General features: G+C 67.9%; 20 protein-coding genes and 2 pseudogenes. 6 read left to right on the top strand and 16 right to left on the bottom strand.

The genetic code is table 11. From position 1 onward, the window contains the following. Nucleotides 1–6 precede the first annotated feature (6 nt). A complete protein-coding gene (locus PZB75_RS16375; protein ID WP_275536042.1) occupies nt 7–4,755 on the bottom strand; it encodes a putative T7SS-secreted protein in 4,749 nt (1,582 codons plus the stop codon). Nucleotides 4,756–5,072: 317 nt separating this feature from the next. Continuing rightward, nucleotides 5,073–5,906, bottom strand: a complete 834-nt coding sequence (locus tag PZB75_RS16380; protein WP_275536043.1) for a PIG-L family deacetylase — start codon at nt 5,904–5,906, stop codon at nt 5,073–5,075. A 562-nt stretch (nt 5,907–6,468) separates the two neighbouring features. On the opposite strand from PZB75_RS16380, the gene PZB75_RS16385 reads away from it, so the two are divergent. Then, nucleotides 6,469–7,302 carry an NAD(P)H-binding protein gene (locus tag PZB75_RS16385; protein WP_275536044.1) on the top strand — a complete coding sequence of 278 codons (834 nt, stop codon included), beginning with the start codon at nt 6,469–6,471 and terminating at the stop codon, nt 7,300–7,302. A 645-nt stretch (nt 7,303–7,947) separates the two neighbouring features. On the opposite strand, the gene PZB75_RS16390 is transcribed toward PZB75_RS16385, so the two are convergent. The 3 genes from PZB75_RS16390 to PZB75_RS16400 all read right to left on the bottom strand — a co-directional run bounded on the left by PZB75_RS16390 (nt 7,948) and on the right by PZB75_RS16400 (nt 9,692). Further along, entirely contained in the window at nt 7,948–8,163 is a 216-nt protein-coding gene (locus tag PZB75_RS16390) for a DUF6243 family protein (protein ID WP_275536045.1), read from the bottom strand. 513 nt (nt 8,164–8,676) lie between these two features. Continuing rightward, nucleotides 8,677–9,348, bottom strand: a complete 672-nt coding sequence (locus PZB75_RS16395; RefSeq protein WP_275536046.1) for a nucleotidyl transferase AbiEii/AbiGii toxin family protein — start codon at nt 9,346–9,348, stop codon at nt 8,677–8,679. Further along, nucleotides 9,345–9,692, bottom strand: a complete 348-nt coding sequence (locus PZB75_RS16400) for a transcriptional regulator (protein WP_275536047.1) — start codon at nt 9,690–9,692, stop codon at nt 9,345–9,347. The genes PZB75_RS16395 and PZB75_RS16400 overlap by 4 nt, the downstream gene beginning before the upstream one ends. A 601-nt stretch (nt 9,693–10,293) precedes the next feature. Here PZB75_RS16400 and PZB75_RS16405 point away from each other — a divergent pair. Together PZB75_RS16405 and PZB75_RS16410 are read left to right on the top strand one after the other, a co-directional pair. Further along, a complete protein-coding gene (locus PZB75_RS16405) occupies nt 10,294–11,142 on the top strand; it encodes a hypothetical protein (RefSeq protein ID WP_275536048.1) in 849 nt (282 codons plus the stop codon). Between the two features lie 207 nt (nt 11,143–11,349). Continuing rightward, nucleotides 11,350–11,877 carry a hypothetical protein gene (locus PZB75_RS16410; RefSeq protein ID WP_275536049.1) on the top strand — a complete coding sequence of 176 codons (528 nt, stop codon included), beginning with the start codon at nt 11,350–11,352 and terminating at the stop codon, nt 11,875–11,877. 38 nt (nt 11,878–11,915) lie between these two features. Here the strand turns inward: PZB75_RS16410 and PZB75_RS16415 are convergent, their stop codons facing one another. The 3 genes and pseudogenes from PZB75_RS16415 to PZB75_RS16425 form a co-directional block, all read right to left on the bottom strand. Then, the gene (locus tag PZB75_RS16415; protein WP_275536050.1) at nt 11,916–12,272 is read right to left on the bottom strand and encodes a hypothetical protein; all 357 of its coding nucleotides are present in this window, start codon (nt 12,270–12,272) and stop codon (nt 11,916–11,918) included. Nucleotides 12,273–12,380: 108 nt separating this feature from the next. Next, nucleotides 12,381–13,127: a TIGR02391 family protein gene (locus PZB75_RS16420; protein ID WP_275536051.1), complete on the bottom strand. Its 747-nt coding sequence runs from the start codon at nt 13,125–13,127 to the stop codon at nt 12,381–12,383. After that, a pseudogene (locus PZB75_RS16425) lies at nt 13,127–13,428 on the bottom strand (hypothetical protein); the annotation flags it as partial. The gene PZB75_RS16420 and the pseudogene PZB75_RS16425, both read right to left, overlap by 1 nt. On the opposite strand from PZB75_RS16425, the pseudogene PZB75_RS16430 reads away from it, so the two are divergent. Further along, a pseudogene (locus PZB75_RS16430) lies at nt 13,417–13,551 on the top strand (MFS transporter); the annotation flags it as partial. The pseudogenes PZB75_RS16425 and PZB75_RS16430 overlap by 12 nt on opposite strands. Nucleotides 13,552–13,679: 128 nt before the next feature. Here PZB75_RS16430 and PZB75_RS16435 read toward each other — a convergent pair. The 7 genes from PZB75_RS16435 to PZB75_RS16465 all read right to left on the bottom strand — a co-directional run bounded on the left by PZB75_RS16435 (nt 13,680) and on the right by PZB75_RS16465 (nt 20,067). Beyond that, nucleotides 13,680–14,723: a serine hydrolase domain-containing protein gene (locus tag PZB75_RS16435; RefSeq protein ID WP_275536052.1), complete on the bottom strand. Its 1,044-nt coding sequence runs from the start codon at nt 14,721–14,723 to the stop codon at nt 13,680–13,682. A 111-nt stretch (nt 14,724–14,834) separates the two neighbouring features. Then, nucleotides 14,835–15,938: a glycosyltransferase family 4 protein gene (locus PZB75_RS16440; RefSeq protein ID WP_275536053.1), complete on the bottom strand. Its 1,104-nt coding sequence runs from the start codon at nt 15,936–15,938 to the stop codon at nt 14,835–14,837. Next, nucleotides 15,935–16,471: a deoxycytidine triphosphate deaminase gene (locus PZB75_RS16445; RefSeq protein ID WP_275536054.1), complete on the bottom strand. Its 537-nt coding sequence runs from the start codon at nt 16,469–16,471 to the stop codon at nt 15,935–15,937. The genes PZB75_RS16440 and PZB75_RS16445 overlap by 4 nt, the downstream gene beginning before the upstream one ends. Beyond that, nucleotides 16,468–17,007 carry a dCTP deaminase gene (locus PZB75_RS16450; RefSeq protein WP_275536055.1) on the bottom strand — a complete coding sequence of 180 codons (540 nt, stop codon included), beginning with the start codon at nt 17,005–17,007 and terminating at the stop codon, nt 16,468–16,470. The genes PZB75_RS16445 and PZB75_RS16450 overlap by 4 nt, the downstream gene beginning before the upstream one ends. Next, nucleotides 17,004–18,218, bottom strand: coding sequence for a metallophosphoesterase (locus PZB75_RS16455; protein ID WP_275536056.1), 1,215 nt, complete (start codon nt 18,216–18,218; stop codon nt 17,004–17,006). The genes PZB75_RS16450 and PZB75_RS16455 overlap by 4 nt, the downstream gene beginning before the upstream one ends. Then, nucleotides 18,215–19,534 (bottom strand): UDP-N-acetylglucosamine 1-carboxyvinyltransferase, encoded by a 1,320-nt coding sequence (locus tag PZB75_RS16460; RefSeq protein ID WP_275536057.1) that lies wholly within the window; start codon nt 19,532–19,534, stop codon nt 18,215–18,217. The genes PZB75_RS16455 and PZB75_RS16460 overlap by 4 nt, the downstream gene beginning before the upstream one ends. Beyond that, on the bottom strand, nt 19,531–20,067 hold the full coding sequence (locus PZB75_RS16465; RefSeq protein ID WP_343286242.1) for an ATP-binding protein: 537 nt from the start codon (nt 20,065–20,067) through the stop codon (nt 19,531–19,533). Before PZB75_RS16465 ends, PZB75_RS16460 begins: the two co-directional genes overlap by 4 nt. Nucleotides 20,068–20,154: 87 nt before the next feature. Between PZB75_RS16465 and PZB75_RS16470 the strand changes: the two genes are divergently transcribed. Both PZB75_RS16470 and PZB75_RS16475 read left to right on the top strand, forming a co-directional pair. Beyond that, complete coding sequence (locus PZB75_RS16470; RefSeq protein WP_275536058.1) at nt 20,155–21,438, top strand: helix-turn-helix transcriptional regulator; 1,284 nt, start codon at nt 20,155–20,157, stop codon at nt 21,436–21,438. Then, nucleotides 21,435–21,977 (top strand): flavoprotein, encoded by a 543-nt coding sequence (locus PZB75_RS16475; RefSeq protein WP_275536059.1) that lies wholly within the window; start codon nt 21,435–21,437, stop codon nt 21,975–21,977. The genes PZB75_RS16470 and PZB75_RS16475 overlap by 4 nt, the downstream gene beginning before the upstream one ends. A gap of 19 nt (nt 21,978–21,996) precedes the next feature. Here the strand turns inward: PZB75_RS16475 and PZB75_RS16480 are convergent, their stop codons facing one another. Then, nucleotides 21,997–23,706 carry a mobilization protein gene (locus PZB75_RS16480; protein ID WP_275536060.1) on the bottom strand — a complete coding sequence of 570 codons (1,710 nt, stop codon included), beginning with the start codon at nt 23,704–23,706 and terminating at the stop codon, nt 21,997–21,999. Between the last annotated feature and the right edge of the window lie 3 nt (nt 23,707–23,709).

A 23,709-nucleotide genomic window follows, 5' to 3' on the forward strand; every position in this document is an offset into this window, starting at 1 on the left:
GCTGAATCATCTCCTGTTCATGATTACCTTGTAATCGTAGTTCAGAACTCGCCCCGTCTCGGGATTGTAATAATAGTGCACCTGGAAGTCCCCGTAAGGTGACTGATGCGTCCTGGTCGTGTATTTTCCCCAGTCGCTGAGATTGCTTCCGTCCGACGTCATGGCCTCACGCACCGCGGGGTTGCCGATCTTTTCCCCATCGATCACCCGCCGCGAGTCGGTGATGGCCTCGGGCGTGAGCCGGCCGTTCTCGTTGAAGATCGAGCCCGCCGACTCCCTGCGCAGCTGTTCGGCGAGCCGCTGCCCCTCGGACGAGCCCGGCACGAAGTTCTCGTTGACGTCCTTGCCCTCCCGGCCCGTGTCGTTCAGACAGCGAGGAGCCAAGCCCAGGGGGTCGGACCAGGTATGCGGATTGTGCACGTACGTCGATGGGTTGGGCGCCGGAGACAGACCCAGCGGGTCCGGTGTCAGGAAGCGGGCGGTCTCGGGGTCGTAGTAACGGTGGTGGCTGTGGTGCAGACCGGTCTCGGGGTCGTAGTACTGGCCGGGGAAGCGGAGGGGTGTGTACGCCGTGCTGCGTCTGGCCCAGGTGGTGGTGCCCCAGAGGGTGGTGCGGGTGTGCCAGGCCAAGGAGCCCGATTCGTCGACGAGCTCCGTGGGTGCGCCGACCAGATTGGTCACGATGGCGAAGAAGCGTTCGTCCACCGTGCGCTGGGAGCCATCGGCGGAAAGGATTCGTTCGGTCTGGGCCAACGGCCGGAGCCCCTGGTAGTCCCAGGTGAGAACGACGGGTCGGGGCAGTCCGGTCGCGGTGGTCGTCTGTTCGCAGAGGGTGGTGCCGTCCCAGGTGAAACGGGTCCTCTCGACCACGGTCCGGCGGTCGCCGCCGAGGCGCTCCTTGGTGACTCGGCGGCCCACCGGGTCGTAGCGGTACCGCCAACAGGTGCCGTCCGGGGTGGTGACCGCGGCCAGGCGGTCTTCCGTGTCCCACTCGTACCGCCAGGTGTCCGGCTTGCGGGAGAGCCTGGTCCTTTGGCGCAGGATGATGCGGCCGGCGGCGTCGTGCTCGTACCTCGTCCTCCCAGCACGGGTGATGGTTGTGCCGGTGTGCGAACGGGTGCCGGTGGCTTCGTGACCCGGGTGGGACGAGGGCCAGGAGGCGGCGGTCTGATTGCCGGCGGCGTCGTAGGCGTACGACTCGTTCCAGTTGGCGGCCGTGACCCGGGTGACGCGGCCGGCGTCGTCCAGGTCGAAGCGGTGGGCCCCGTTCAGGGAGTCGTCCAGGCCGGTGAGATATCCGTCGGCACGGTAGGTGTAGGAGCGTGAGTTCAGGGTGGCGCGGTCGCGGCCGACAAGATGCTGGGTGCTGAGCCGGCCCGCCTCGTCCCAGGTGGAGGTGAGGGTGAAGGCGTCACCGACAGCGCGCTCCAGTTCACGGCCGACGGCGTCGTGGGCGAAGGTGATGCGCCTTTCACCGGCGGTCATTTCGGTGGGACGGCCCGCTGCGTCGTACCCATAGGTGGTGCGCTGGCCGGTGGGAGTGACCCGGCGGGTGCGCCGACCCAGAGCGTCGTACGTATACGTGGTGGCGTGGCCGTCCACAAGCTCCGTCTTCACGCGCCCGGCGCGGTCGTACTGGCGGATCAACTCGGTGTCGGGGCCGGTCGCCTGCACCATCCGTCCCGCGGCGTCGTACGCGTACGTGGTCACCCGGCCGACGACATCCTTGTGGATCACACGGCCGAGTGCGTCGTGAGCATAGGAGATGGTCTCCCCGAGCGGGGTGACGGAGGCGGTCATCCTCCCGGCCGCGTCGACGGTGTAGCCCACGGTGCGCCCGTCGAAGTCGTTCTCCGAGACCAACCGGCCGGCCCGGTCGTAAGCGTACGACCAGGTGAGTCCCTGCGGGTTGGTGACCTGAGTGAGGCGCAGCTCCGCGTCGTGCGTGAACTCGTACCGGGACCCGTCGGGATCGGTCCGGGCCGACAGCAGGTCGAAGTGGGTGTACTCGAAACGGCTGGTTCCGCCGACGGGATCGGTATGGCTGAGTGGGTTGCCCTCACCGTCGTAGGTCCATGACTCCACGGCCCCGTCGGGGCCCGTGCGCTCGGAGAGTTCACCGTCCACGGTCCATCGCAGCAGGGTCACGCGTCCCAGAGGGTCGGTGGCGCGTACGGGACGGCCCAGCGGGTCCCGGTCGTAGCGGGTGGTGCCCCCGAGCGGGTCGGTGATCTCCAGGGGCAATCCGGCAGGGTCGCAACGGACACCGGTCACGTTCCCCAGTGCGTCGGTGACCGAGGCGACCCGGCCCGCCGCGTCATAGGTGTAGCGGGTGGTGCTGCCGCCCGGCTCGGTGACCGCGGTGCGGTTGCCGCGGTCGTCGAACTCCTGGAGGCGTCGGGAGCCGTCCGGCTTCATGAGCGCGGTCACGAGCCCCAACCGGTTCCGGACGACATCCAGTCGGGTGCCGTCCGCCTGGGTGATCCCGGAAACTCTGCCCTTTTCGTCGTACGAGAACGTGGTGGTGTGCCCCAGCGCGTCAGTGTGCCTCAGCTGGTTCCCGTCGGCGTCGAAGGCGTGGCGGGTGGTGTTGCCCAACGGGTCCGTGGTGGCCAGGACCCGGCACCCGCCGTCGACGAGATGCCGTGTGGAGCGACCATCGGCGGTGGTGAGGGTAGTGGTTCGGTTGCCCGTGGACGGATCGGGTTCGTCGTATGCCAGGGTGAGATGGAAGTGACCCGCCTCACCGCCCTCCGCGGCGACCCGGTCCAGGTCGTCGTAGACGTAGCTGTAGCGGCTGTTGTTGGAATCCATCCAGGTCGTCACCCTGCGGCGATCGTCGTAGACGAAGGTGAGGGCGGCGCCCGACGGTTTGACGACGGTGGTGAGGTTGCCGTGCGTGTAGCCGTAGGTGCGCAGAGGATGGGGCGCCTCTGCACCGACGGCCGTGAGCGCTTCCCCGCGGGTCGTGGGGGTGAGCAGCGCCAGACCCGTCACGAGCCCGTCCGTCAGCGCCAGTCCCAGGTGGTAGCCAGCCGAGTGCACCAGGGCCGTGGGCGCGCCGTCGTCAGCGCGGTCGAAGGTGATGGTGTTGCCGTTGCGGTCACCGATCTGCCCGAGCCAGGCATCACCGTCGCCTCCTGGCTCAGCTCCGGACGGTGCGCCGAAATGGCGTACGAGACCGCTGTCGCGGTCGGTGACCGTGTAGTCGCCCGCCTCGTCGCGGCTGAGAGTGCTGCGTGATGTGCCGGATTCCGGGCGGGTCGGGAGTCCGGGCGCGGGGTGCGGATAGGTGATCAGCAGTCCGTCGTCGGTGACGTGAATGACGCCGGTGGCGTCGATCTCCAGGCGTTCGTCGACGGTGGAGGACCACGAGGGGCCGAAGAACCGGCCGGCGGTGTAGCCCGACTCCACCCGGCGGGTGAAGGCCAGGGGCAGCACCCCGGGGAGCACCACGTCGGTCTGGGGCAGGAACATGCGGCCGGAGGCGAGGTCGACCGGGTCCGTGCCCTCGGTGGTGCGCTCGCCGTCCGGGCGGTTGTGGGTGCCTTCCGGTGCGTCGTCCACGAGTCGGCGGGCCCGGTTGGCGTCGGAGGCCAGGTCGACGGCGTCCTTCACCACCCGGGCCCCCTTGACGCCCGCCCCCGCGCCGCCGGTCGCCACGGTGAGGGCCACGTCGGGCAGGACCCGGCCGAACCCTTCGGCCGGGTCCTTCATGAAGTCGGTGACCATCTGCCTGCCGGTGCCCCACGGGTCGTTGGCAACCTGGACGAGTCCGGCGACGGTGTTGTTGAGCGACAGCGCGTACTCCGCCGGGTGCGTGATGTTGTACGCGTCCAGGGGATTGACGCTGCGCGCGAAGGCCAGGATTCCCGCCGTGCCCTTGACGGCTCCGCCCGCGATGTGGGTCCGCATCACCTGGTACTCGGCGAGCCCGTCCATGGCCTGTTCGGCGTACCGCGGCTTCTCCGGCGCCGCGTCCCGCGCCGCGGTCACCGCACGGCGGGCCGTCTCCGCCGCCGTGTTGCGCTGCTTACGCGCCTCCGCGAGCAACTCCTGCGCCTCGTCCGTCCCCGCCTTGCCCGGATCGCTGAACGCGCCCGGCCTCGGCGGCAGCGCGGCAGGGTCACGCTCGTCGGCGGGCTTGGCGTTGTAGGCATCGACGGCCTTGTTGTACGTGGACGTCTTCTCGTCGTACGCGTCCCTGGCCTCCTCCGACGCCTTCGTCCCGGCCTTCCACTTGTCGATCGCGGTCTGCGCCTGGCCCTGCGCCCACTCCACGGTCCCGGCGAACGCGTCCAGCGCGCCCGCCGCCTTCTCGAACGCGTCGGCGGCCTTGAACCACTTCGGCGGCTCGATGGCCACCGACTCCCGGAACGCGTCCGCGGCCTGCCCCTTGATCGCGGAGGAATTCAGCCCCTTCAGCCCACTGCCGACCTTGTCCAACGCGCCTTGCAGTCTGCGCAGGTGGGTGGCGGTGGAACGGATCTTGGAAGGGCTGCCGTAGATCAGCTTCGTCTTGTCCTCGGTCTGCCCGAGGTCCATCTCGTCGACCTCGGCGCCCATCCGGTTCGCCACCGAGCGGGACTTCTCGCGGACCCAGTCCGCCCCGGACTCCCAACCGACGTCCTCCAGTCGGCCACCGGTCCAGTTCCCGGCGTCCTCGACCCGGTCACCGGCCCATTCGACACCGTCCTCGACCGCGTTCTCGACGACGTCGGGAGTGATGTCCCGGACGAAATCCCCGAAGCCCATGTACTCCCATCCCCCCGTTGCCCTACTGCTGTCGTTGCCGGGCCCCTTCCTCGGGCCGGCTCCTCGGGCGAAAGTCCGAACATGTCGTCCACGGACCGGTCGAACGCCCCTGGCCTGCGCCCAGCAAGTTGCACAACTGCCCTGCCCTGGACCGCTGTTCCCCCGAACACCGGCCCTCCCCGTATCCTTCCAGGTCATTCGTGACGATGCCGGTAGGGGGCCGGTGCGGCTCCTCGGAGTGAGACGGGGGAGGGAAGGCCCGTCGAGGCGGATGAGCCGTCCCGCGCCCGGATCGAGCGGGCGGGCGGGCGGGCGGATCAGCGCAGTCCGGCGAAGAGATCGTTCTCGGGTACGGCAGCCCCGGTGGCGTCCTTTACGCGTACGAAGGTCTCCGTGCCCATCAACTCGCCGAACCTCTCCTTGCCCATCTTGAGGAAGAAGATGTTCTCGCCCTGACTGGCGTGCGCTGCCAGCGCATCGAACTTCTGACCGCTGAACGCCGTGGTGTCCACCCACGTGGTGATCTCATCGTCGGGGAGGCCGATCTCGGCCAGCGCGGCGACCTCGGCGGGATCCGGCTCCGGCATGTCCTCCTGGAACTCGCGCATGGTCTCCCCGAACCGCTGCATCATCGAGCGGGGCATCGTCGTCCAGTACACCTTCGGTGTCAGCGCGGTCATCTCCAGCGCCGCCATCGTGATGCGGTGGGCCTGGATGTGGTCGGGGTGGCCGTAGAAGCCGTTCTCGTCGTAGGTGACGACCACATCGGGTCGGTAGTGCCGCATGAGTTCCGCAAGGCGGGCGGCGCCTTCCTCCACGGGGGTCCGCCAGAAGGAACCGGGGGCGTCGTTGCTCGGCCAGCCCGCCATCCCGGAGTCGGCGTAGTCCAGCGTCTCCAGATCGCTGATCTTCAGGGCTTCACAGCTCGCCCCGAGTTCTTGACGGCGCATCGAGGCGACGGCCGCCGGATCGTGCCCGGGATCGCCCGGCTTGACACCCCCCGGTCCGTCACCGCAACCGCCGTCGGTGCATGTCACGAGAACCGTGCGGATGCCCTCCGCCGCGTACCGCGCGAGGACCCCTCCGGTTCCGGTGGCCTCGTCGTCGGGGTGGGCGTGTACTGCCATGAGCGTCAAGGGCCGGCCAGTCATGAAAAACAGTCCTCCTGCAGAACTACGTCTCGCTCCGAGTGCGCGGCGGCGTACCGCGATCCTGGGCCCGGGTTCTGGCGGGGCGGACGACCTTGTCGTCTCCGTGTTCCCCGCCGGTACGGCACCGGTCCCTCGGTTGCAACCGTGCCGGCCGGACCGGTTGTTCCCGGCGCGGCCGCTCGGCCTTCCGGACATCGGCGTTTCAACGTGAACGAGGTACCGGCGCGACCCGTACGTCTCAGTGCCACGTCGGACCCGGCGCGACCCGTACGTCTCAGTGCCACGCCGGGTCCGACCTGGTGACCGCTGTCCACCGCTCCGAAGGGCACGGCTGGCGCACCCGCCTAGCACCGGCTCGTGCAGGACGAATCGCCGTCGGCAGACGAACCCCTCTCAGGGGTGCCGAACCCGGAGCATGTGGCGCAGGTCCCTGGCTGGAGACGTACGCGCACAGGGACGGACCCGGGTCACGGAACTTGTCGAGTCGCCTTGAGTTCAAGTGCGGTTGAGGCTTTAGCGTCAAGCCTCCAGTGACCAACGCCTGACGACGGGAGAAGACCCCATGATCCTCGTGACCGGGGCCACCGGAAATATTGGACGAGCCCTCGTGAAGGAGCTCCAGGCGTTCGGCGCCGGGCCGCTGAGGGGGCTCACTCGCGACACCGTGCGGGCCGCGCTTCCGGATGGGGTCGAAGCCGTCGAGGGGGACTTGACCCGGACGGCCTCGTTGAAGCCGGCGCTGGAGGGCGTGCGTTCGCTGTTCCTCGTCTCACGCGTGGGCTCGGACGCCGACATCCTCCACGCTGCCGGCCGGGCGGGGGTGGAACACGTGGTGTTGGTGTCGTCCATCACCGTCGAGACTCATCCGCACCTCGGTCCCGCCGGCGAGAACTCGGCTGTCGAACGCCTGCTCAAGGACAGCGGGATGGCGTGGACGATCCTGCGGCCGACGCAGTTCGCCTCGAACGCGATGTGGTGGGCGGAGGTGATCCGCGAACACGGGACGGTCCGCGTGCCCTATGCGGAGGTCGGCCTCCCCACGATCCACCCCGCGGACATAGCGTCGGTGGCCCGTGCGGCGCTGACCGAGCCCGGCCACCGCGAGCGGACATATGCGCTGACCGGTCCGGAGAGGATCACCGCCCGTCAGCAGGTCGGGGCCATCGCGGCAGTACTGGGACGGGAGGTGCCCTTCGCCGAGATCGGCCGGCAGGAGGCTCATCGCCAGATGGCCACCTTCCTCGGCGACGAAGCCGCTGACGCGGTGCTCGACGTGACCGGCGGCGATGTCAACGAGGAGCTGCTCACAGTGCGTGACACGGTTTCCCGGATCACCGGTTCCCCGGCGAGGACGTTTCATCAATGGGCCTCGGAGAATGCCGCGGCCTTCGCATGAGCCGACGATCCGATACGCACTCACCGTTGGCCGACGGCCGGGCGGCCGGCCGCCTTTCACGCACTGAGGGAGCCGGCCATGGCGCTGAGGGAGTCCTGAGTCTCTTCGGGAGACGCTGACCTGGAGAACGACCGGCTGCGGCGTCGATGTTCATCGTGGCTGTCAGGACACGAAGGCGATCTGCACGTTCAGGCTCCGGTAGCCGACTGGAGGGTACGGCCCGCGGTGGAGTCCTGGGGGTGGACGTCATGCTCGGCTCGGTGACCCGGTACTTCCGATCTCGCCGCAGGATCGCCGCCTGGCGAGTGACGTGGGGACCACCCGACGCTGCGTAGGCATGCCCGCCGCTGCGTCGCCCCGGGGTCGTGCCGCAGCGGCTTCGTTCGGGCCTTTGCTGACCGCTGTTCGTCGTTTTGACTGGCACGTGGTGGCACGCTCCCCGGGTGGCCGGCTGAGGCGGGTGGTTCGGCTGAGACGCGGTGGACGGTTGAGACGCGGATGGCCGGCCGAGACGCGGATGGTCGTCCGAGAGCGGGACCGGCCGGCCGCGGGGCCCGGTACGGCCGCAGGGCCCGGACCGTGTGTCGCGCGTGTGTCGCGGTCCGGGCCCTGCCCCGTGCGGTGCCGCCCTGCGGCGGCGGTGCGTCAGCTCTGCGCGGTGTCGTCGCCTGCCTGTCCTGCGTCCTCGGCCGCACCTGCCTTCTCGCGCATCTTGCGCACCAGCTCCGCCTTCTGGTCGGCGGCACTCTTGCGGTCGAGGTTGCGGTGCGGGCCGTTGTTCTGCCGCTCGGCGCGGGACAGCCTCTTGCGCTGGCCGCCGCCCATGCCCACGGGGTTGTTGATGTTCTTGCTCACGGTCATGGATTCTCCCGGAATGATGTGAAGTGATCTACGGATTCATCGGTGGGGGACGGGTACGGCGACTGGGGGATGTCACGGGCCGCCGGAGAACCCGGCCGGCCCGTCACGAAAGTCCGGGGTCGAGGCGAGGCCAAGGCAGTCACGACACACGGATGGCACGCGTCAAAGAGATCCAGACAACAAAGAAGCCCCCGGTCCTCCCGGATGTCGAAGCCCATCGCACCCCTTCAACCGGGGTGTTGCGACAACCAATGGAACTCAAGTCGGCTGTGACCTTTTCATGGGGTGGGTGACGAGCATCGAGCTCGCGCTCTGAGCTTGGGAATCAACGGCTCTTGGGCAGTCAAAGTTCCTTTGACCTGCATTTTCGTCTGGGTGGGGCGAGGTTGGCGCGGTCTCTGGGCACTGCTCTTGACCGCTGTTGTCCGCTCCGAAGGGCACGGATGGGGCACGGTCGTTGAGGTCTGAGCAGCCTGATGTGCATCCTGTTAGCGCATGGTCTCTTTGCAGTCATCAGTCTTCGTGCGGAGCCTCCTGCTCCTGGAGTCGTTCGCCGATGTCGTCGCCCCATGCCTGTGCCCACTGCCGCAGCCCGGTGATTGCCTGCTCGTCGAGTCCGTAGGCGGCGAATTCTGTGTCGTCGATCCAGTCGGCTCCACCCAGTCGCGCTTGGAGCTCGCTCAGATCGAAGGAGTCGCGGGCATGGCGCCGTCCGAGCTCTTCGAGTTCGACGTGACTCCAGTGGTTCGCTGCGGCCTGAACGTCGATCAGGTCTCTGGCGAGCCCGCGGTCGGACAGCGCGCGGACCTTGGTTCCAACGACATCTTCGAGTGACAGCACCAAGCCGTGCTCGGTGTGCACAGGCGGTCGCCAGAGTGCTTCCTTGAGGATGTCGACTTCGCACTCTTCACGGCTGGTGGGGTCGGTGACGATCAGGCGCGCGGACAGCGGGTCTGTTTCCAGAGCGCTGACCTGCCACCCGCGCTGCTCCAAGCCGATGCGCACGGCAGTCGCAATGTCCTCCATGCGCTCGGGGTTCTCGGTCGCGACGTCGAGGTCCTGGCTGAGCCGGTCGACGAGGCCGTGCGCCTGGACCGCGTAGCCACCGGTAAGCGCCAGAGGGTATGCACCGCCTACGGCAAGCACGTCTGCAAGCAAGCGACGGTGCAGGTCGGTGAGGTTCACGCCGCGGCCTGGGCCCTGTGAGCCAACTCGTCGAAGGAGCGTTCCCAGACTTCACGGACATCACGGCTGATCAGCATGCGCAGTGTGGGCCACAGGCTGATGAGAAGGCCATGATTGAGGTACCGGATCAGATCGTCATGCTGGCCCTCGGCCAGGACGATGCGGTAGTAGCTCATCCGCAACCGGGGCTGATCGAGGTTGAAAGTGGTCAGTCCCGACCACGCCAGGTGGAGTGGCAGGCTCACTGTGCCGTGCTCGGGGCCGACGAGCTCGGAGAGCGCTGCGGGTGCGCGCCGGGCAAACTTGGCACGACGGAGATCGGAAAGGCTGGGCTGTGATGCCATACCCCGATTATCCAGGGAGGGGCCGCTGGGGGCCGACCGGACGGTGACGAGGTGCTGCATACAAAGAAGCCGCCGGCCGCTGGCCTGGGGCTTTTTCATGGAGCGGGTGACGAGAATCGAACTCGCGCTCTGAGCTTGGGAATCAGCGGTGCTTGGACCGGTGCAGTCGCCTTGACCTGCATGTTTGACCGGTCCAGGTGAGGTCGGCGAGGTCTCTGGGCGCCGTACTTGACCGCTGATGTCCGCCCCGAAGGGCACGGATGAGGCACGGCGACGGGAGGGGCCCGCGATGCATGTCCAACGTATGCCGGTTATGTGTGACCTGCGAGCCCGATTGCCGACGGTGTGGTGGGTGTTGCGAGCGTATGCCGTCGACCTGGACCGTGCCCGCCGCGTAGGCGGGTGGAGCGGATTCTGACAGCCGAAGATTCCGGTCGGAGACGAAGATGGCGGAGTCGAAAAGCATCGCTAGTTGCGCAGCAACGAAGCGTTTAGCGCAATATGGGTCTAACTTCATCACTTAGGTGCAAGTGTGTAAAGTGGCGCCTTCGATCTGCGATCATGCTGTTCTCATATCTATATCGAGAGGTGCAGGCGAAGCATGATTGATCTCCCGGCTCTGCCTACCGGACCCAAATACATGACGATTAGTCCACATATGGCTGATCTGTGGTTGACCCACTGCAACCCGGCGCATAATCGAGTTCTCTCCGACACTGTCTACGAGCGATATGCTAAGGCGATGGCGAACGGGGCTTGGAGGACAACGCACCAGGGTATCGCTTTCGATAAAAATGGAATGCTGCTTGACGGGCAACATAGGTTGATGGGTATCAAGAACTCAGGCGTGTCAGTTGAGATGCTTGTTATTCCCAACTGTGAGGCGGAGACGTTCGACGTGCTTGACTCGGGGCATCGTCGGCAAGCGGCTCAGCTACTCAAGATCCCCCACAGAGTTATCGTTGCTGCGGCAGCGCGAATCATCGGGCAAATGTATCAAATGTGGGATCCTGTAACTCTTTTCGACGGTTTTTACGACACGAAAGCGCCCACCTCGGACATCTTGAGGGCTGTTGCAGCATGGCCAGAGCTTACGACCATGGCGCCTATTGCTGCAGCGTCATATCGAGCCTCCGGGATTAATCAGCCGACTCACCTAGTGGTTCTCGCTCAAGCGGCACGGACCGAGCACGCAGAAAAGATCGAAGATTGGGCTAGTGGCCTGATTTCTGGTGCCAATATGGATGCAAAAGACCCTCGCCTCGTACTTAGGAATCGATTTTTCCGGGATCGTGTAGTTCTTGGGACGAGTGGGGGGCGTCGAGCCTCCTATAATTTGATCGCAAAATCTTGGAATAGCTGGGCACAGGCCAAGCTGCTAGGAACTCTTAAGACCCTTGATGGCGAAGGTATTATTCCTGTGGTCGGGACTGAAAAATTCAAACCGTGAATCAAGTAGGCGGCTAATTTGAGTCGGTCGCCTCGGCCGCCGGAGGTGTTTCTCTCTCGATTCATGTATGCAGGCGCGGGGCGGCTGCGGTGAGGTGAGATAGGCATTCCACGTCGCAAAGATGCCGTGTGCCCGGGTGGGCGACTGACCGGTACTCCCGCGCTTGCGAGAGGCATCGGTGTCAGACCAGCGGCGTACGTTCACAGCATGAACATGGGAGATGCCCCGGGGTGGGCGGGAGCAGGTCTGGGACTGGCTGCGTTCGTCGTCAGCCTGCGATCGGTGAAGCACGGCAAACGTGCAGCTAACGCTGCCGAAGGCTCGGCCACCGCTGCTCAGCAGTCGGTGGTGGAGACACGTCGCTCAAGCGATGCGGCGGAACACTCCGCGACAGCCGCAGAAGAGGCTCTTGCCGACCAGCGGCGCGGGGCAGCCGAGCGGCGCAGGCAAGAGCAAGAGGCCAACCGGCCCCGTGCTGAGTTCCGCATTGAGCACCGCAACAAGGCCGTCTGGGAGCTGATCAATTGCGGGACTGCCTCTGCCGAGAACGTTCGATGTCTCGACGCACCCGGCGCACGAAACGAATGGCCGGCTGGCCTCTCCATCGCGGCGGGGGACGTGTACCCGTTCATGATGGCCGGGTCCATGCAGGAACCCATTCCCTCCGTCCTTCGTGTCGTCTGGGAGGGACAGGACGAACCAGTCCTGCTGCGAGTCCCGCCGCGCATCGGTTGAGGGCGGCCGCACCCCGAAAAGGGGTGCGGCCGGTCGGTTCATCCCTGGTTGCCGAGAGGCATGTGCCGGGACTCTCGGCGGATGCGTACGGCGATGGCTTGAGCCTCTCGTGCTCGGGCAGCGGCTTCGTTCGTTACGTGGGCGGGGAGGGGCTTCGGATCGCCCCGCTCGTCCAGGAGGAACTCGGCCTTGTGCGGCAGGGGGCGGATCATCACCCCCTCGTAGCAGTCCTGCCACGAGATCGAGTGGCCACTCGGCGGGCAGACGAAGTCCGCGTGGACAGTGGCCAGCAGGTGATGGATTGCTTCCGAATCCGGCCCGCCGAGTAGGGCCTCATACGGATCGGGAAGCACGCGGGCGATGAAGTTCGCAGCGCTGACACGGTAGTGACGCATGGCATCTCATTCTTTTGTCGGCCCCGCGCCTTCTCCGCAGTTTACGACGCGGCGCCGACACCGGCCCCCAGCCGGAAAGCTGATCACGTTACCGGCCGGAACTAGTTCTCAACTCGGTCCTGTAACTGCGGCCTTGTCCACCCAGCGGGCCAGGACGCTCAACGCCGCCAGCTGTTCCAGCGCCTCATGTTCGGGCAGCTCCGGCAGGCCGTCCTCGTGGCTGTTGGGATTACGGATGCCCGCGTAGCAGCCATCGGCGAAGGCCATGGCTCCGCGATGGACGCTGCGGAAGGTGTCTCCGCCGTCATCCTCCATCAGGCGAAGGCGGTGCTCACCCTCCTTGGGCGGAGCCAACGAGAAGGCGTTCTGGAAGAGCTTCGTCTCGCTGAGGTCCCGCCGCTGCACCTTGTTCTGCGTCTCGGCGTTGACCTTCCTCGCCGCGGCGGTAACCGCCTCGCGGAAGTGACTGCTTTGCCATAGTGCCCCCGCCCCCTGCCAGACCCACGGGTGCATGGTCGCGGCGCTCAGCTGAGGGGCGTTGTCCCCCAGGCGTTCGCTGATTTCTGTATCCCGCTGGAGTGCCGCGTCGGCGCGCTGTGCGGCCTCCCGGTGCTGGCACCAGCGGTTGATCTCCTCGTTTCGGTCGGACGGGACGTCCGTCTTCCAGTGCGGCAGCACGCGGTCGAGGATCTTCTCCACGACGTGAGCGCTCGCGACGATGTCTCGCTGTGATCCCCTGTTGGAGAGGCTGCTGCTGAAGATCATCACGCCGGGCGGGTCTGGCAGCCGGTACAGCTCGGTCAGTTCCAGGAAACGGGCGAGCTCGCCGCGTGCCCAGTGGATGTCGAGAGTCATCACGCCATCATCCACACACCCACCGACACCGAACCCGCTTGGCACGGCCAGCATCGGGAGACGGCAGTGCTGCACCGCTCGACCAGCACGACCTCGCGCCAGACCCCGTGATGCTGTGTGATGCGCCCACGGGTGCCGATCACCCGGAACCGGCCCGTTCGTGGACGGTGAGGCTAGCGGCACTCTCGGGGAAGATGCCAGACTGAATGGTCCAGACCCCGGCCGCCTCGGTGGAGTCGATGAGCGTCTTCAGCAACACGGAGGCGACGCTTTGACCACGGGCGTCGGAATGGACGGGGACCGGTCGGGGCCCCGCGCCGCGCTGGCCGCGCTCTGCCTGACGCAGATGACCGGCTGGGGGGTCGTCTCTTACGCCTTCCCCGTCCTGCTTTCCCGCATCACTAATGACACCGGCTGGTGGGCGACGGGAAGAGGCTGGCTGTTCGTGGCCGTTCCGTATCGGAACGCCAGGGGCGTCTCAAGCCAGAATGGGCTTGGTGTTCCGGGACGGAGCGGATCCGTCGTTCCCACAGGGAGCATGCCAGGGCCGTCTCAGGCGAACGCCAGCTCTCGGAAGGCGTTGCGGACGTCGGTCAGTGGTTGGCGGTCGCGGGTGTAGTAGAGCTTGTTGGTCAGCAGCACCGCCCATCGGTCCTGAGCGGGGGAGATCCACATACCGGTGCCGGTGAAGCCGTAGTGGACCCAGACGTCCTGCTCGTCCGTGGTGCCGGGCGCCGGGTGCCAGAACAGGCCGCGCACCGGTTGGAGGCCGCCGGTCTGCACGGTGAGGGAGTAGGCACTCCACTCCGCGCCGAAGCCGGCTTCGGCGGGGGCTGTGGTGTGGTCGAGCATGTAGCGCAGGAAGACGGCCAGGTCGTCGAGGACAGTGAAGACGCCGGCGATACCGCATACGCCGCCGAGGAGCCGGGCGGAGAAGTCGTGGGCGACGCCCTTGAGGTGGGTGTCGGTGTCCTGGTCGAGTTCGGTGGGAGCACACTTGGCCGCGAGGTCGGCGGGCAGCGGCCCGTACCGGGTGGAGTTCATGCCGAGTGGGCGCCAAGTCCTTTTCTCGGCCAGCTGGTCGAGCGGTTGATCAGAGAGGTGTTCGGCGAGGTAGCCGAGAATGAGGGCGGCCCGGTCGGTGTACTCGACGGCTTCCCCGGGCGGCCGGTTGAGGGCTTCGCGCAGAACCCCGCGACGAATGGCGATGGGATCGCTGCTGTAGAGGTTCTTCAGCTGGGCGCGCAGGGGCAGACCGGCGGTATGGGTCAGGAGCTGGCGGGCTGTTACGGCGGCGAGGGGGTGACCTGCGGCCTCGTCCCAGAAGGTGCCGAGCGGGGCGTGGAGGTCGAGGACGCTGTCTTCCCACAGCGCACCGATGGACGCCCAGACCGCGAGGATCTTGGTCAGGCTGGCCGCGTCGAAGACGGTGTCCGGCCGCATCCTCACGTCGGGTTCATCGGGATTCAAAGCCCCGGCGGCACCAGCCTCCTGGACTCCGCCGGAGTCGCCGACAGCCCACACCGCGCCCGGATAGACCTTGTCGCGGACGCCTTCGCTCAGCAGGTTCTCGATCCGGTCGGTGTTGTACGGCATGGTCTCCCTCTTCGTGTGGGCACCTCGGCGGCCAGCGTAGTGACGTGAGTGGTGCGGGACGGGCAGCGGCGTGCCGCTGGGATGCAGGGTGCGTTGCCCGGCCCGCTGGTCTCAGGTGAGCTGGCGGCCGAGGCTGGCCAGTTCTCGGGCGGTCTTCGACAGTGGGTAGCGGGCAGCGTTGGCGTATCCGGCCTGCCTGAGGGCCGCGAGGAGTCCACGTTCGATTCGAAAGCGATCCAGGTCCCGGCTGAGCACGGAGGGGCGAGTGAAGTCGGCGGTCATACCGGAGCCACCGAGGGCTTCGCTGAGGCCGGGGACCGGCTGGTACAGGACGGGGAGTCCGCAGGCTTGGGCTTCGAGGGCGACCAGGCCCATGGCCTCCAGGGTCGTGGAGGGCATGACGAGTAGGTCGTGCTCGCCAAACGTTCTCCACAGCTGGGGGCGGCGGAGCCAGCCGAGATAGCGGGCCCTCACTCCCGCTTGCTGTAGCTGCGGTGCCAACGCCCGGAACTGAGAGCTGGGAGCGGCGATCGACAGTTCGACGCCCTGGAGCGTGGCCACGCTCCGGATCAGCGCTTCTACGCCCTTCTCAGCGGTAAGTCGACCCGCGTACAACAAGCGGAAGTGGCCCCTGGTCGTGCGTACGGGCTGGGCCGGCGGCTGAGTGAGGAGGTGGTCGGGGATTCCCCACGGGATGCGGGTGATTTTGCGTCGGTCGGTCTCCGGGGCGAGCTTGAGAAGGTGATCGGCCATCGCGTTGGTGGGTACGACGATGGCGTCTGCGGCGCGGGCGGTCGCTCGCAGGACCTGGAGCTGCTTGCGGTGGGCTTCGGCGAAGATCAGATCGGTGCCGTGCACCAATGCGATTCGGGGATGCTTAGGGAAGGCCCGGACCAGCGCTGGTGTCGCCCCGAATGCGAGGTGTTGCAGATGCAGGATTCCGACGTCTGCTGGATCTACCGCCCTGACCAGCGTCCGCTGGAGGGTGGCAACGTAGCGCCGGAAGGCATAACCAGTCAGGCACTTGCCCGGCGCCTCCACCAGACCCAGACCTACTGGTGCTGTCGGCCTCGGCCCCCTGCCCTCCGGCGCGAGCATGAAGGCTCGGGCGGGCAGGAGCGGATCGCTGCCGGTGTACAGGTCCAGGAAGAGCTCGACGCTTCCGCCGGGGCTCGGGAACGGCAGGTCGAGGGCCGTGATGATGGTGGGGTTCACGCGGGGCCTCCCGGGTCCTCCTCGTAGAGGCGGGACGTTTCGATCCCCTGGCTGCTTCGGTATTTGAGGCCGTGGTCCTGGTAGCTGGCCGCAGCGCCCAGGGCCTGGAGGAAGACCAGCTTTCCGAAGGTCATGCGTGGGTAGACCCAAACCGGTCGGCTGGCGCGGATCTCCAGGGTCCAGCGGATGGCGTGGCCCTGGTGTCCGAGGGGAGCGGAGACGTGGACCCAGATGCCGAGCGCGCCGATCGTCCGGTTGCCGTTGAGGAACTGCGCGTACGTCTCCGAGCCGGTTCGCTCGTACGTCGTTCCCAGGTAGAGGACCTCGGGCCGCAGCACGTAGCCGGTGGCGGGGATCGGCGCCTCCTGGAACTCGGTCGGCTTGGCTGCGTCCAAGGAGCCGTCGTGGAAGCGCAGGGTGTCGCCGAGGCTCCAGTCGTAGGCATTGGGGGACACCCTCTGCGGCTCGTACGGCTCGATGGTGATCTCGCCGGCGGCTCTGGCGGCGGTGATGGCGGGGCCGGTGAGGATCACGAGGCCACCGCCCGTAAGGCGGCGAGGTCGCGCCAGTACGCGGAGGGCTGGGGGCCGGCCGCGGACTGGTACTTGCCCGAGTAGAGCGCCACCGGGCCGACGGACACGAAGAACATGATCTGGCCGATTCGCATGCCGGGGTACACGCGCAGGGGTCGTATCGGGGAGAGCATGAGCGTCCACTGGCCGTGGAAGCCGATGTCGCCGATGGGGGCGGTGATCTCCACGAACAGGCCGAGGCGGCCTACCGAGGACCGGCCGAAGAGCAGCGGCACGAACGTGTTGGAGCCGACCTCTTCGATGGTGTGGCCGAGGTAGAGCTGGCCGGGTTGGAGTTCGTAGCCGTCGGACCCGATCTCGATCGGCACGGTGGGATTCGGCTGGTGGGCGTCCAGCGTGTCGGCGGCGTACGTGAGCAGGGTCCCGCCGGGACGGACGTTGTAGCTGTTCGGGTTGACCTGCGTCGGTTCGAACGGGGAGATGCGGATGCGGCCGTCGGTCGCGGCCTGGGTGATCTCGGGGCCGGTGAGGATCATCGCAAGCCTCCATCGGTGAGCGTGTGCTGCACGGCTTGGCTGAGGGGGATGCCGGCCTGTTGGGTACGGCCTCCGAGGTACGTCTCGGCCAGATAGCCGGTGGTGAGTACGGTCGGCACGCGGTCGGGCAGGGGCTCGGGGGCGAACACGATCGGGCCGGCTCTCTCCGCGAGATGGGAGAGGAGGGCCGCCGGGTCTGTGGCGAAGGGCTCGGGCACGCGGGCGTGGACGAGCTGGTTGTTGAAGGGCTCGATGGCCAGGAGCGTTCCCGTGGTGAGCGTGGTCCCGAGCTGGACTGTGCGGAGGGCCGTTTCGTTGAGTACGACGGCTTCGGCGCCCAGGCCGCTGTGGAGGCGGTTGGAGAGGTCCTGGAGAAGGGCCCGACGTTCGAGAGGGCGGTTCTCGTGCGGATGCCGGATCGGCCCGAGCGGTGTGCGCAGCTCCTCGCGGACAGTGTCGATGGCTTCTCGTACGTGCGTGAGCTCGTCCGGAAGCCCGCCCGCTGCTGGGAAGTCCGCCAGCCGACCTGCCCAGCCGGAGTGCAAGGGCCGCGCGAGTGCGTATCCCGCTGCCAGCTCGCGTCCCTTGAGGACGAGCGTGTCTCCGACGGGCACCGGCTTCGGACGGTCGCTGTGGCAGTGTCCGGCGAAGACGACGTCCAGGAACGGGCAGGCGGCGGCCAGCTTGAGGTCCTCGTCGAACCCGGAGTGGCTCAGCACCACCCAGGAGTCCGCCTTGTGGTGATGGGCCAGCATCAGCTCGCGCAGTGCACGCACGGGCTCGACGACACGGTGGCCGGCGCGCTGGTCGGGCGGGATGGCGTTGAACGCCTGCGGCCCGATGACGCCCGTGAGGGCGATACGGCGGGTGCCGATGCGCACCAGGCGGACTTGGTGGAAGAGCGGCTCACCGGTGTCGTCGCCGACGACGTTCGCGCACACGCTGATGTCGTGGAGGGCGGGTTCGAGGTGGTGGCTCCAGCCGTGATTGCCAGGAACGACGGCGTCGTAGAGACGGAGGAGGACCTCCCTCTCGATCCGTCCCCGGCCGAGCTGGTAGTAACCCGTGCCCTCGAAGAAGTCCCCGCAGTCGACGATGAGGCTGTCGTGTCTCACGGCGTGCAGGTGCGCGAGCATCGGTGCGGCGTCGTCGAACGTCGAGTGGAAATCGGTGGTGGCGATGATGCGCTGGAGGCGTCTCGGGGCGGTCATGGGGTGACCTCGCAGATGTCGGCGCCGAGTGCGAGGAGCTTGCCGGGCAGATCGGCGTGGCCGCGGCGGATCTGGTCGACTCTGCCGAGCGTGGTGACGCCTCGGGCGGTGAGCCCGGCGATCATCAGCGCCGAACCCGTACGGATGTCGGTCGCCTCCACCCCGGCGCCCGTCAGGCGCTGCGGTCCGGTGAACCGGCATTCGGTGGTGGACAGTTCGGTGATGACTCCGCCCATGCGGACGAGCTGAGGGATGAGGTTGCTGTGGCGGCCGGGGTTGATCGGGTCCGAGAAGAAGTGCGTGCCGGGGAATCCCAGGGCGAGGCCGAGGAGTGGTGGCTCGAAGTCGGCGTCGAGGCCGTTGGGAGCGAGGGAGGCCATGGCCCGGAGCGGCCGACCGGTCGGCTGCATGTCCTGACCTTGCACGACGAGCGCCTCGGCTTCGTAGGCGGTAGGGATGCCCACCCGGTTCAGCGCCGTGATCAGCGGTGCTATGTCGGAGCCGTGGATACCTTCGACCCGGGCTGTGCCGCCGGTCGCCGCCACGGCACAGGCCAGTGTCCCGGCCTCGATCTTGTCTCCGGGCACTTTCCAGGCAGGTACGTCCTGCGAAACGGAGGACGGTGCTACGAGGGTGAGGACGCGCTCACCGGCACGGCACTCGTAACCGATGGCCTTCAGCGCGTTCACAACGCCGAGGACCTCCGGAGAGAGGTTCGGCTGACCGAGCCGAAGCGGGGTACCGGCGACCACGGCGCGCAGGATCGCGGCGATCGTCGCCCCGCGTGAGCGAAACGGCAGGACCAACGACACCGTGCCCCGGACCGCCTTGCCGACTTCGACCAGGTACCCGCGATCATCCACGCGGATCCGGTCGCCGAAGGCTTCGTACACCTTGAAGTGCTGTTCCATGCCACGGTCGCCGATCCGGCACCCGCCGGGCCAGGGGAGCCGGGCCCGGCCGCACCGGGCGATAAGGGCGGGGACGAGGTAGTACGAAGCACGGATGCTGGACGCGGCCTCACCCAGATCTTCGGGCGTCAGGGTCGTCTCGCCAGGGAGCACAAGGGTGGTTGGGCCGTCACTGACCGGGTGAGCGGCGGTCCAGCCCGCCTGCCGTAGCAGGTCGAGCAGTGTCCGTACGTCGGAGCTGGCAGGCACGTTGTCGAAGCGCACGGGTCGAAGGAGGGCGGCTGCAGCCGCGACGAGCGGGAGCGCGGCATTCTTTGAACCGTCGACCCTCACGGAACCGGTGAGGGGTCGTCCGGGCCGGATCGCGATGACTTCGGACGTGACTGCGGGGGCACAGGTATTCACGTGCAACTCCTCTGCTTAGGAGGGGCCGAGGCGGATACAGCCCCGGCGGAAGGTGGAACCGCCGCGTCGATCTCGGCCCAGCAGCACTTGCCGGAGTCCGTCGGGGCCGTATCGAAGCGGTCCGCGAGGACGCCGACGAGGAAGAGGCCGCGTCCGCCCTCGCTGTCCGTGTCCGGCAGCGCCGGCTTCGGCGCAGCGCGGCTCGCGTCGCTGACCTCCACCCGCACAACCCCGCCGGAGAGCTGAGCCCTGACGCCGATCGGCTGGTGACCGGCATAACGGACTGCGTTCGTGACGAGCTCGCTGACCACCAACTCGACCGTGTCGACGGCTTCCGGCATCGCGAGCACTGTCGGCCATGCGGCTATGGCCTCCCGCACCCGGTGTCGTGCCACGGGCACGGCAACCGGTGTCGGCGGGAGAGTAAAGGTGAGCTGGTGCGCTTCCACGAGCGGCCTCCAGGAGTCGGTTGCGACCACCCCAAGGAACCGCGCCCACAACGCAGTTCGCGATGCCTCGTGCCCGTACCGCATCGTTTATGCAGAAGCTGCATGAAGCCCCTGCACCGCTCGCCTACGCTCGTACACGAGGGCATGCTCGGTGAGGACGGAAGGGCATGGGTGGCAGACGTGAAGACCGAAGCCGAGAAGATCGGCGAGGCGATCAAGCACGCCCGCCAGCGCGCCGGCCGCTCGCAGACCGACGTCGCCACCGCCCTGGGCTACCACCAGTCGAAGCTCAGCCGCCTTGAGAACGGGCGGGGTACGGAAGACACCCGGGTCTTACGCGCAGTCGCAGCCGAACTCGGCATCCCCCTAAGCCTCCTCGGCCTCAGCACTGCCGGCCCGCCCACAGAACCGACCGACGATCCCGAGACAGAAGACATGCGCCGCCGCACCTTCCTCGCCGGGAGCATCGCCTCCTTCACGGCCCACACCGCACCTGCCACGGCCGCCCACGCCGACCTCGTCCGCGCCCTCCTCCCCGGCCCCCAGATCACGTCCGCTCAGGCAGGAGCCTCGGACACAGCCACTCTGGAGTCCCACGTCGCCGCCGCCCGGCGCCTGTTCTCCATGTGCGACTACGCACAGCTGGAAGCCGTCCTGCCCGACTTGCTCACCGACCTGCGGGAGGCCGCAGCCGATCACCGCAACGGGACCGAAGCCTCCGGTCTCCTGGCCACCGCGTATCAGACGTCGACCAGCCTGCTGCTCAAGCAGGGCGACCACGGCAACGCCTGGCTCGCGGTGGGCCGCGCCCTTTCCGAAGCCGAGCGCTCCGGCGACCCTGTCGTCCTCGCCTCCAGCGTCCGCGTACACGCCCACGTCCTGACCAGAGAAAAACACACCACCCAGGCAGTCACTCTCGTCCGGCACACGGCGGGCCAGCTCGCCGGGGCATACGACCAGCGGTCCCCTCGCTACCTGGCCGCTGTGGGGCTACTCCTCCTCCGGGGCGTCACAGCCGCCAGCACAGCCGGAGACCGCGCAGCTACACGCGAATTCCTCGACGAAGCCCGGAACGTCGCCCGCTACGTCGCGCTTGACCAGCCCGACGCCTGGGCGAACTTCAGCCCCACCAATCTCTCCCTTCACGCCGTAAGCGCCGCGGTCGCCTTCGGTGACGCGGGCATCGCCCTGAATACCGCAGCGCCCCTCATGCGGCGGCACATCCCCGTCCCAGAACGCCGAGCGGCCCTGTGGGTCGAAGCGGCCCGCGCGTACAACCAGCAGGGCCGCCTCGCGGAGGGCTACCAAGCTCTCCGCATCGCCGAATCCTGCGCCGCCCAGGACGTACGCCGCCCCGCGGTTCGCGACCTGGTGGTCGACATGGCCGCCCGCGACCGGCGACGCACGCTGCCCGAACTCCACCGACTGAGCCGACGACTGGGAGCCCCAGCATGACGACACCACCCTTCCTGTACGTCGTCGTCTGCGCAGCCGGCATCGCGGGCGACGCCCACAAGCTGATCACCGCCGCACAGGACAAGGGCTGGGGCGTCGGGGTCGTAGCCACACCCCAAGGACTCGGCTTCCTCGACGCAGAAGCGATCGAGACGCAAACGGGCTATCCGATCCGCTCGGCCTGGCGCAGTCCCGGAGACCCGCGTCCGCTGCCGCCCGCCGACGCCATCGCCGTCGCGCCCGCCACCTTCAACACGATCAACAAATGGACGGCCGGCATCGCCGACACCCTCGCCCTCGGCATCCTGTGCGAGGCATACGGGATGGGCATCCCGACCGCCGTCCTCCCTTATGTGAACACGGCCATGGCCGCCCACCCGGCATACGGCCGGAGCCTGGAACAGCTCCGGGAGATGGGCGTTCTCATCGGGTCGTACGAGCCGCACAGGCCGAAGACAGGCGGTGGGGCGGACCGCTTCCGGTGGGGGGAGGCGCTGGAGCTGTTGGAGGGCAAGGTCGCCGATCTTCCCGGAAGGTGATCGCCGCTTGGGTCGCTGGTCAACGCCGGCGACTGTGTGAGGACGACCGAGCGGCAGTCGGCGTGCTGCCTGTCGGGGGCGGGATCGGAGCGGTAGAACGTCGGACGGTGCTGCGGGCCATGGCCGCTTGGGCGCGTGAGCTGGGTGTGTGGCGTTGGCCGAGACGGTGGATGCGCCAGGCCAGAGCGCGGGCGGGGTTGCGGGCGTCGTCGAGGGTGCGTCGGCCGAGGGCTTGTTCGAGGAGTGTGGCCGGGTTGTGGCCCGCTGTCTCGGCTTCGGCGAGGACGGCGGCGAGGGCGTCCCAAGCGGGGTCGTTCAGGATGCGGTCGGCGTGCTTGGGAGCGGCTTCCTGGAGGTGGCGGGCGTAGCGGTGTGTGGTCTGGGGGCCGGGAACGCGGCGAGCGAGGGTGTCCAGGAGCGGGACGGCTACCTGCGCGTATGCGGTTTGGAGGTGGACGAGGGCCTGGTGGGCTGCTGCTTCCTGTTGGGCGTGCTGGTGAGTGTGGTGCCAGTGCCGGGCGAAGGACACGGCGATGAGGACGGCGTCCAGCAGCATCGCTAGCGCGGCCCCGTCGCCTGTGGCGGTGGGGGTGAGCAGGATGGTCTGGATGCTGTTGCGGAGCGCGCGGGTGCTGCCGAGGTCGGCGGCGATACGGGAGCGGGTGGCGCGCTCGAAGACGGCGGCTGCCCGTTCGAGTTCCCGTCGTGCCTGGGAAGGTGCGGTGAGCGGTAGCAGGTCGAGGGCCGCGCCGAGCGCGACGATCTGGCCTTGGGCCGTCTCGGCTCCGCCATGGGTGAGGTGGTGGGGGATGCGTTCGGTCGCGGCGGTTGCCTGGTGCCATGGATCGGCTGCTCGGGCGGCAGCGTGTTCGGGGCTGGTGGCGGTGAGGCGGTGGCGGATCTTGGGCAGGGAGAGGTCACCGGCGAGGGTGGAGCCGGAGAACCAGACCGGTTCGCCGTGTTTGTTGAGGTCGCCGGGCAGGGCGACGCTGTAGCCCAGGGTGTCTCCGGACGGGCCGGTCTTGGGCCGTACGTTCATGCCGGTGGCTTCGAGCAAGGCGAAGAACTCCGTCTCGCTGGAGGCGGCTGCCACTGCCCGCCGTACCCGCGTGCGCAAGATCTCGCGGCTCGTGGTCTCCCGGCCTTGCCGTTTGGCCTCGAAGTGTTCCTTGCTGGTGGGGCGTTTGGCGGCGGTGCCGTCGCCGGGCTTGAGCCGGCGCAGGCCGAAGTCGATCTCGATCTTGCGGGCTTCGCGCTGGACGGCGCGGATGTCGTGGTCGCGGCGGGGGCGGCGGCCGTCCTGGCGTACGAGGGTGGCGGCGATGTGGATGCGGTCGTCGGCGTGGCGGACGGCGACCCAGCGGCAGGCTTCCTCGTCGCCTTCAGGGGCGAGGCTGGCGGCGGCCACGATTCGGCGGGCGATGTCCGCCCACTGGGTGTCGGTCAGGATCGGGTCCTCAGGTGCGGCGCGAACGGGGCAGTGCCACAACGTGGTCGCCGGCGCCTTGTCGCCGAGCATCTTCACGGGCTGGTCGAGCTGTGTGGCGAGCTGGTTCTCGACATCCTTCGGGTTGCGGTGGGGGCTGCGGCCGGGGTCGGGGGCGAAGCCGTTCCAGGAAGCGACCAGGTGAGGGTCGGTGTGTTCGTTGGCGCTGCCCAGTCCGTAGAGGTAGCTGATGAGGCGGCGTGTGGCGCGGGCGCCCTTGCCGAGGATGATCTTCGGTATCACGTG

This window comes from Streptomyces sp. AM 4-1-1 (assembly GCF_029167625.1).
Taxonomy (GTDB): Bacteria; Actinomycetota; Actinomycetes; order Streptomycetales; family Streptomycetaceae; genus Streptomyces.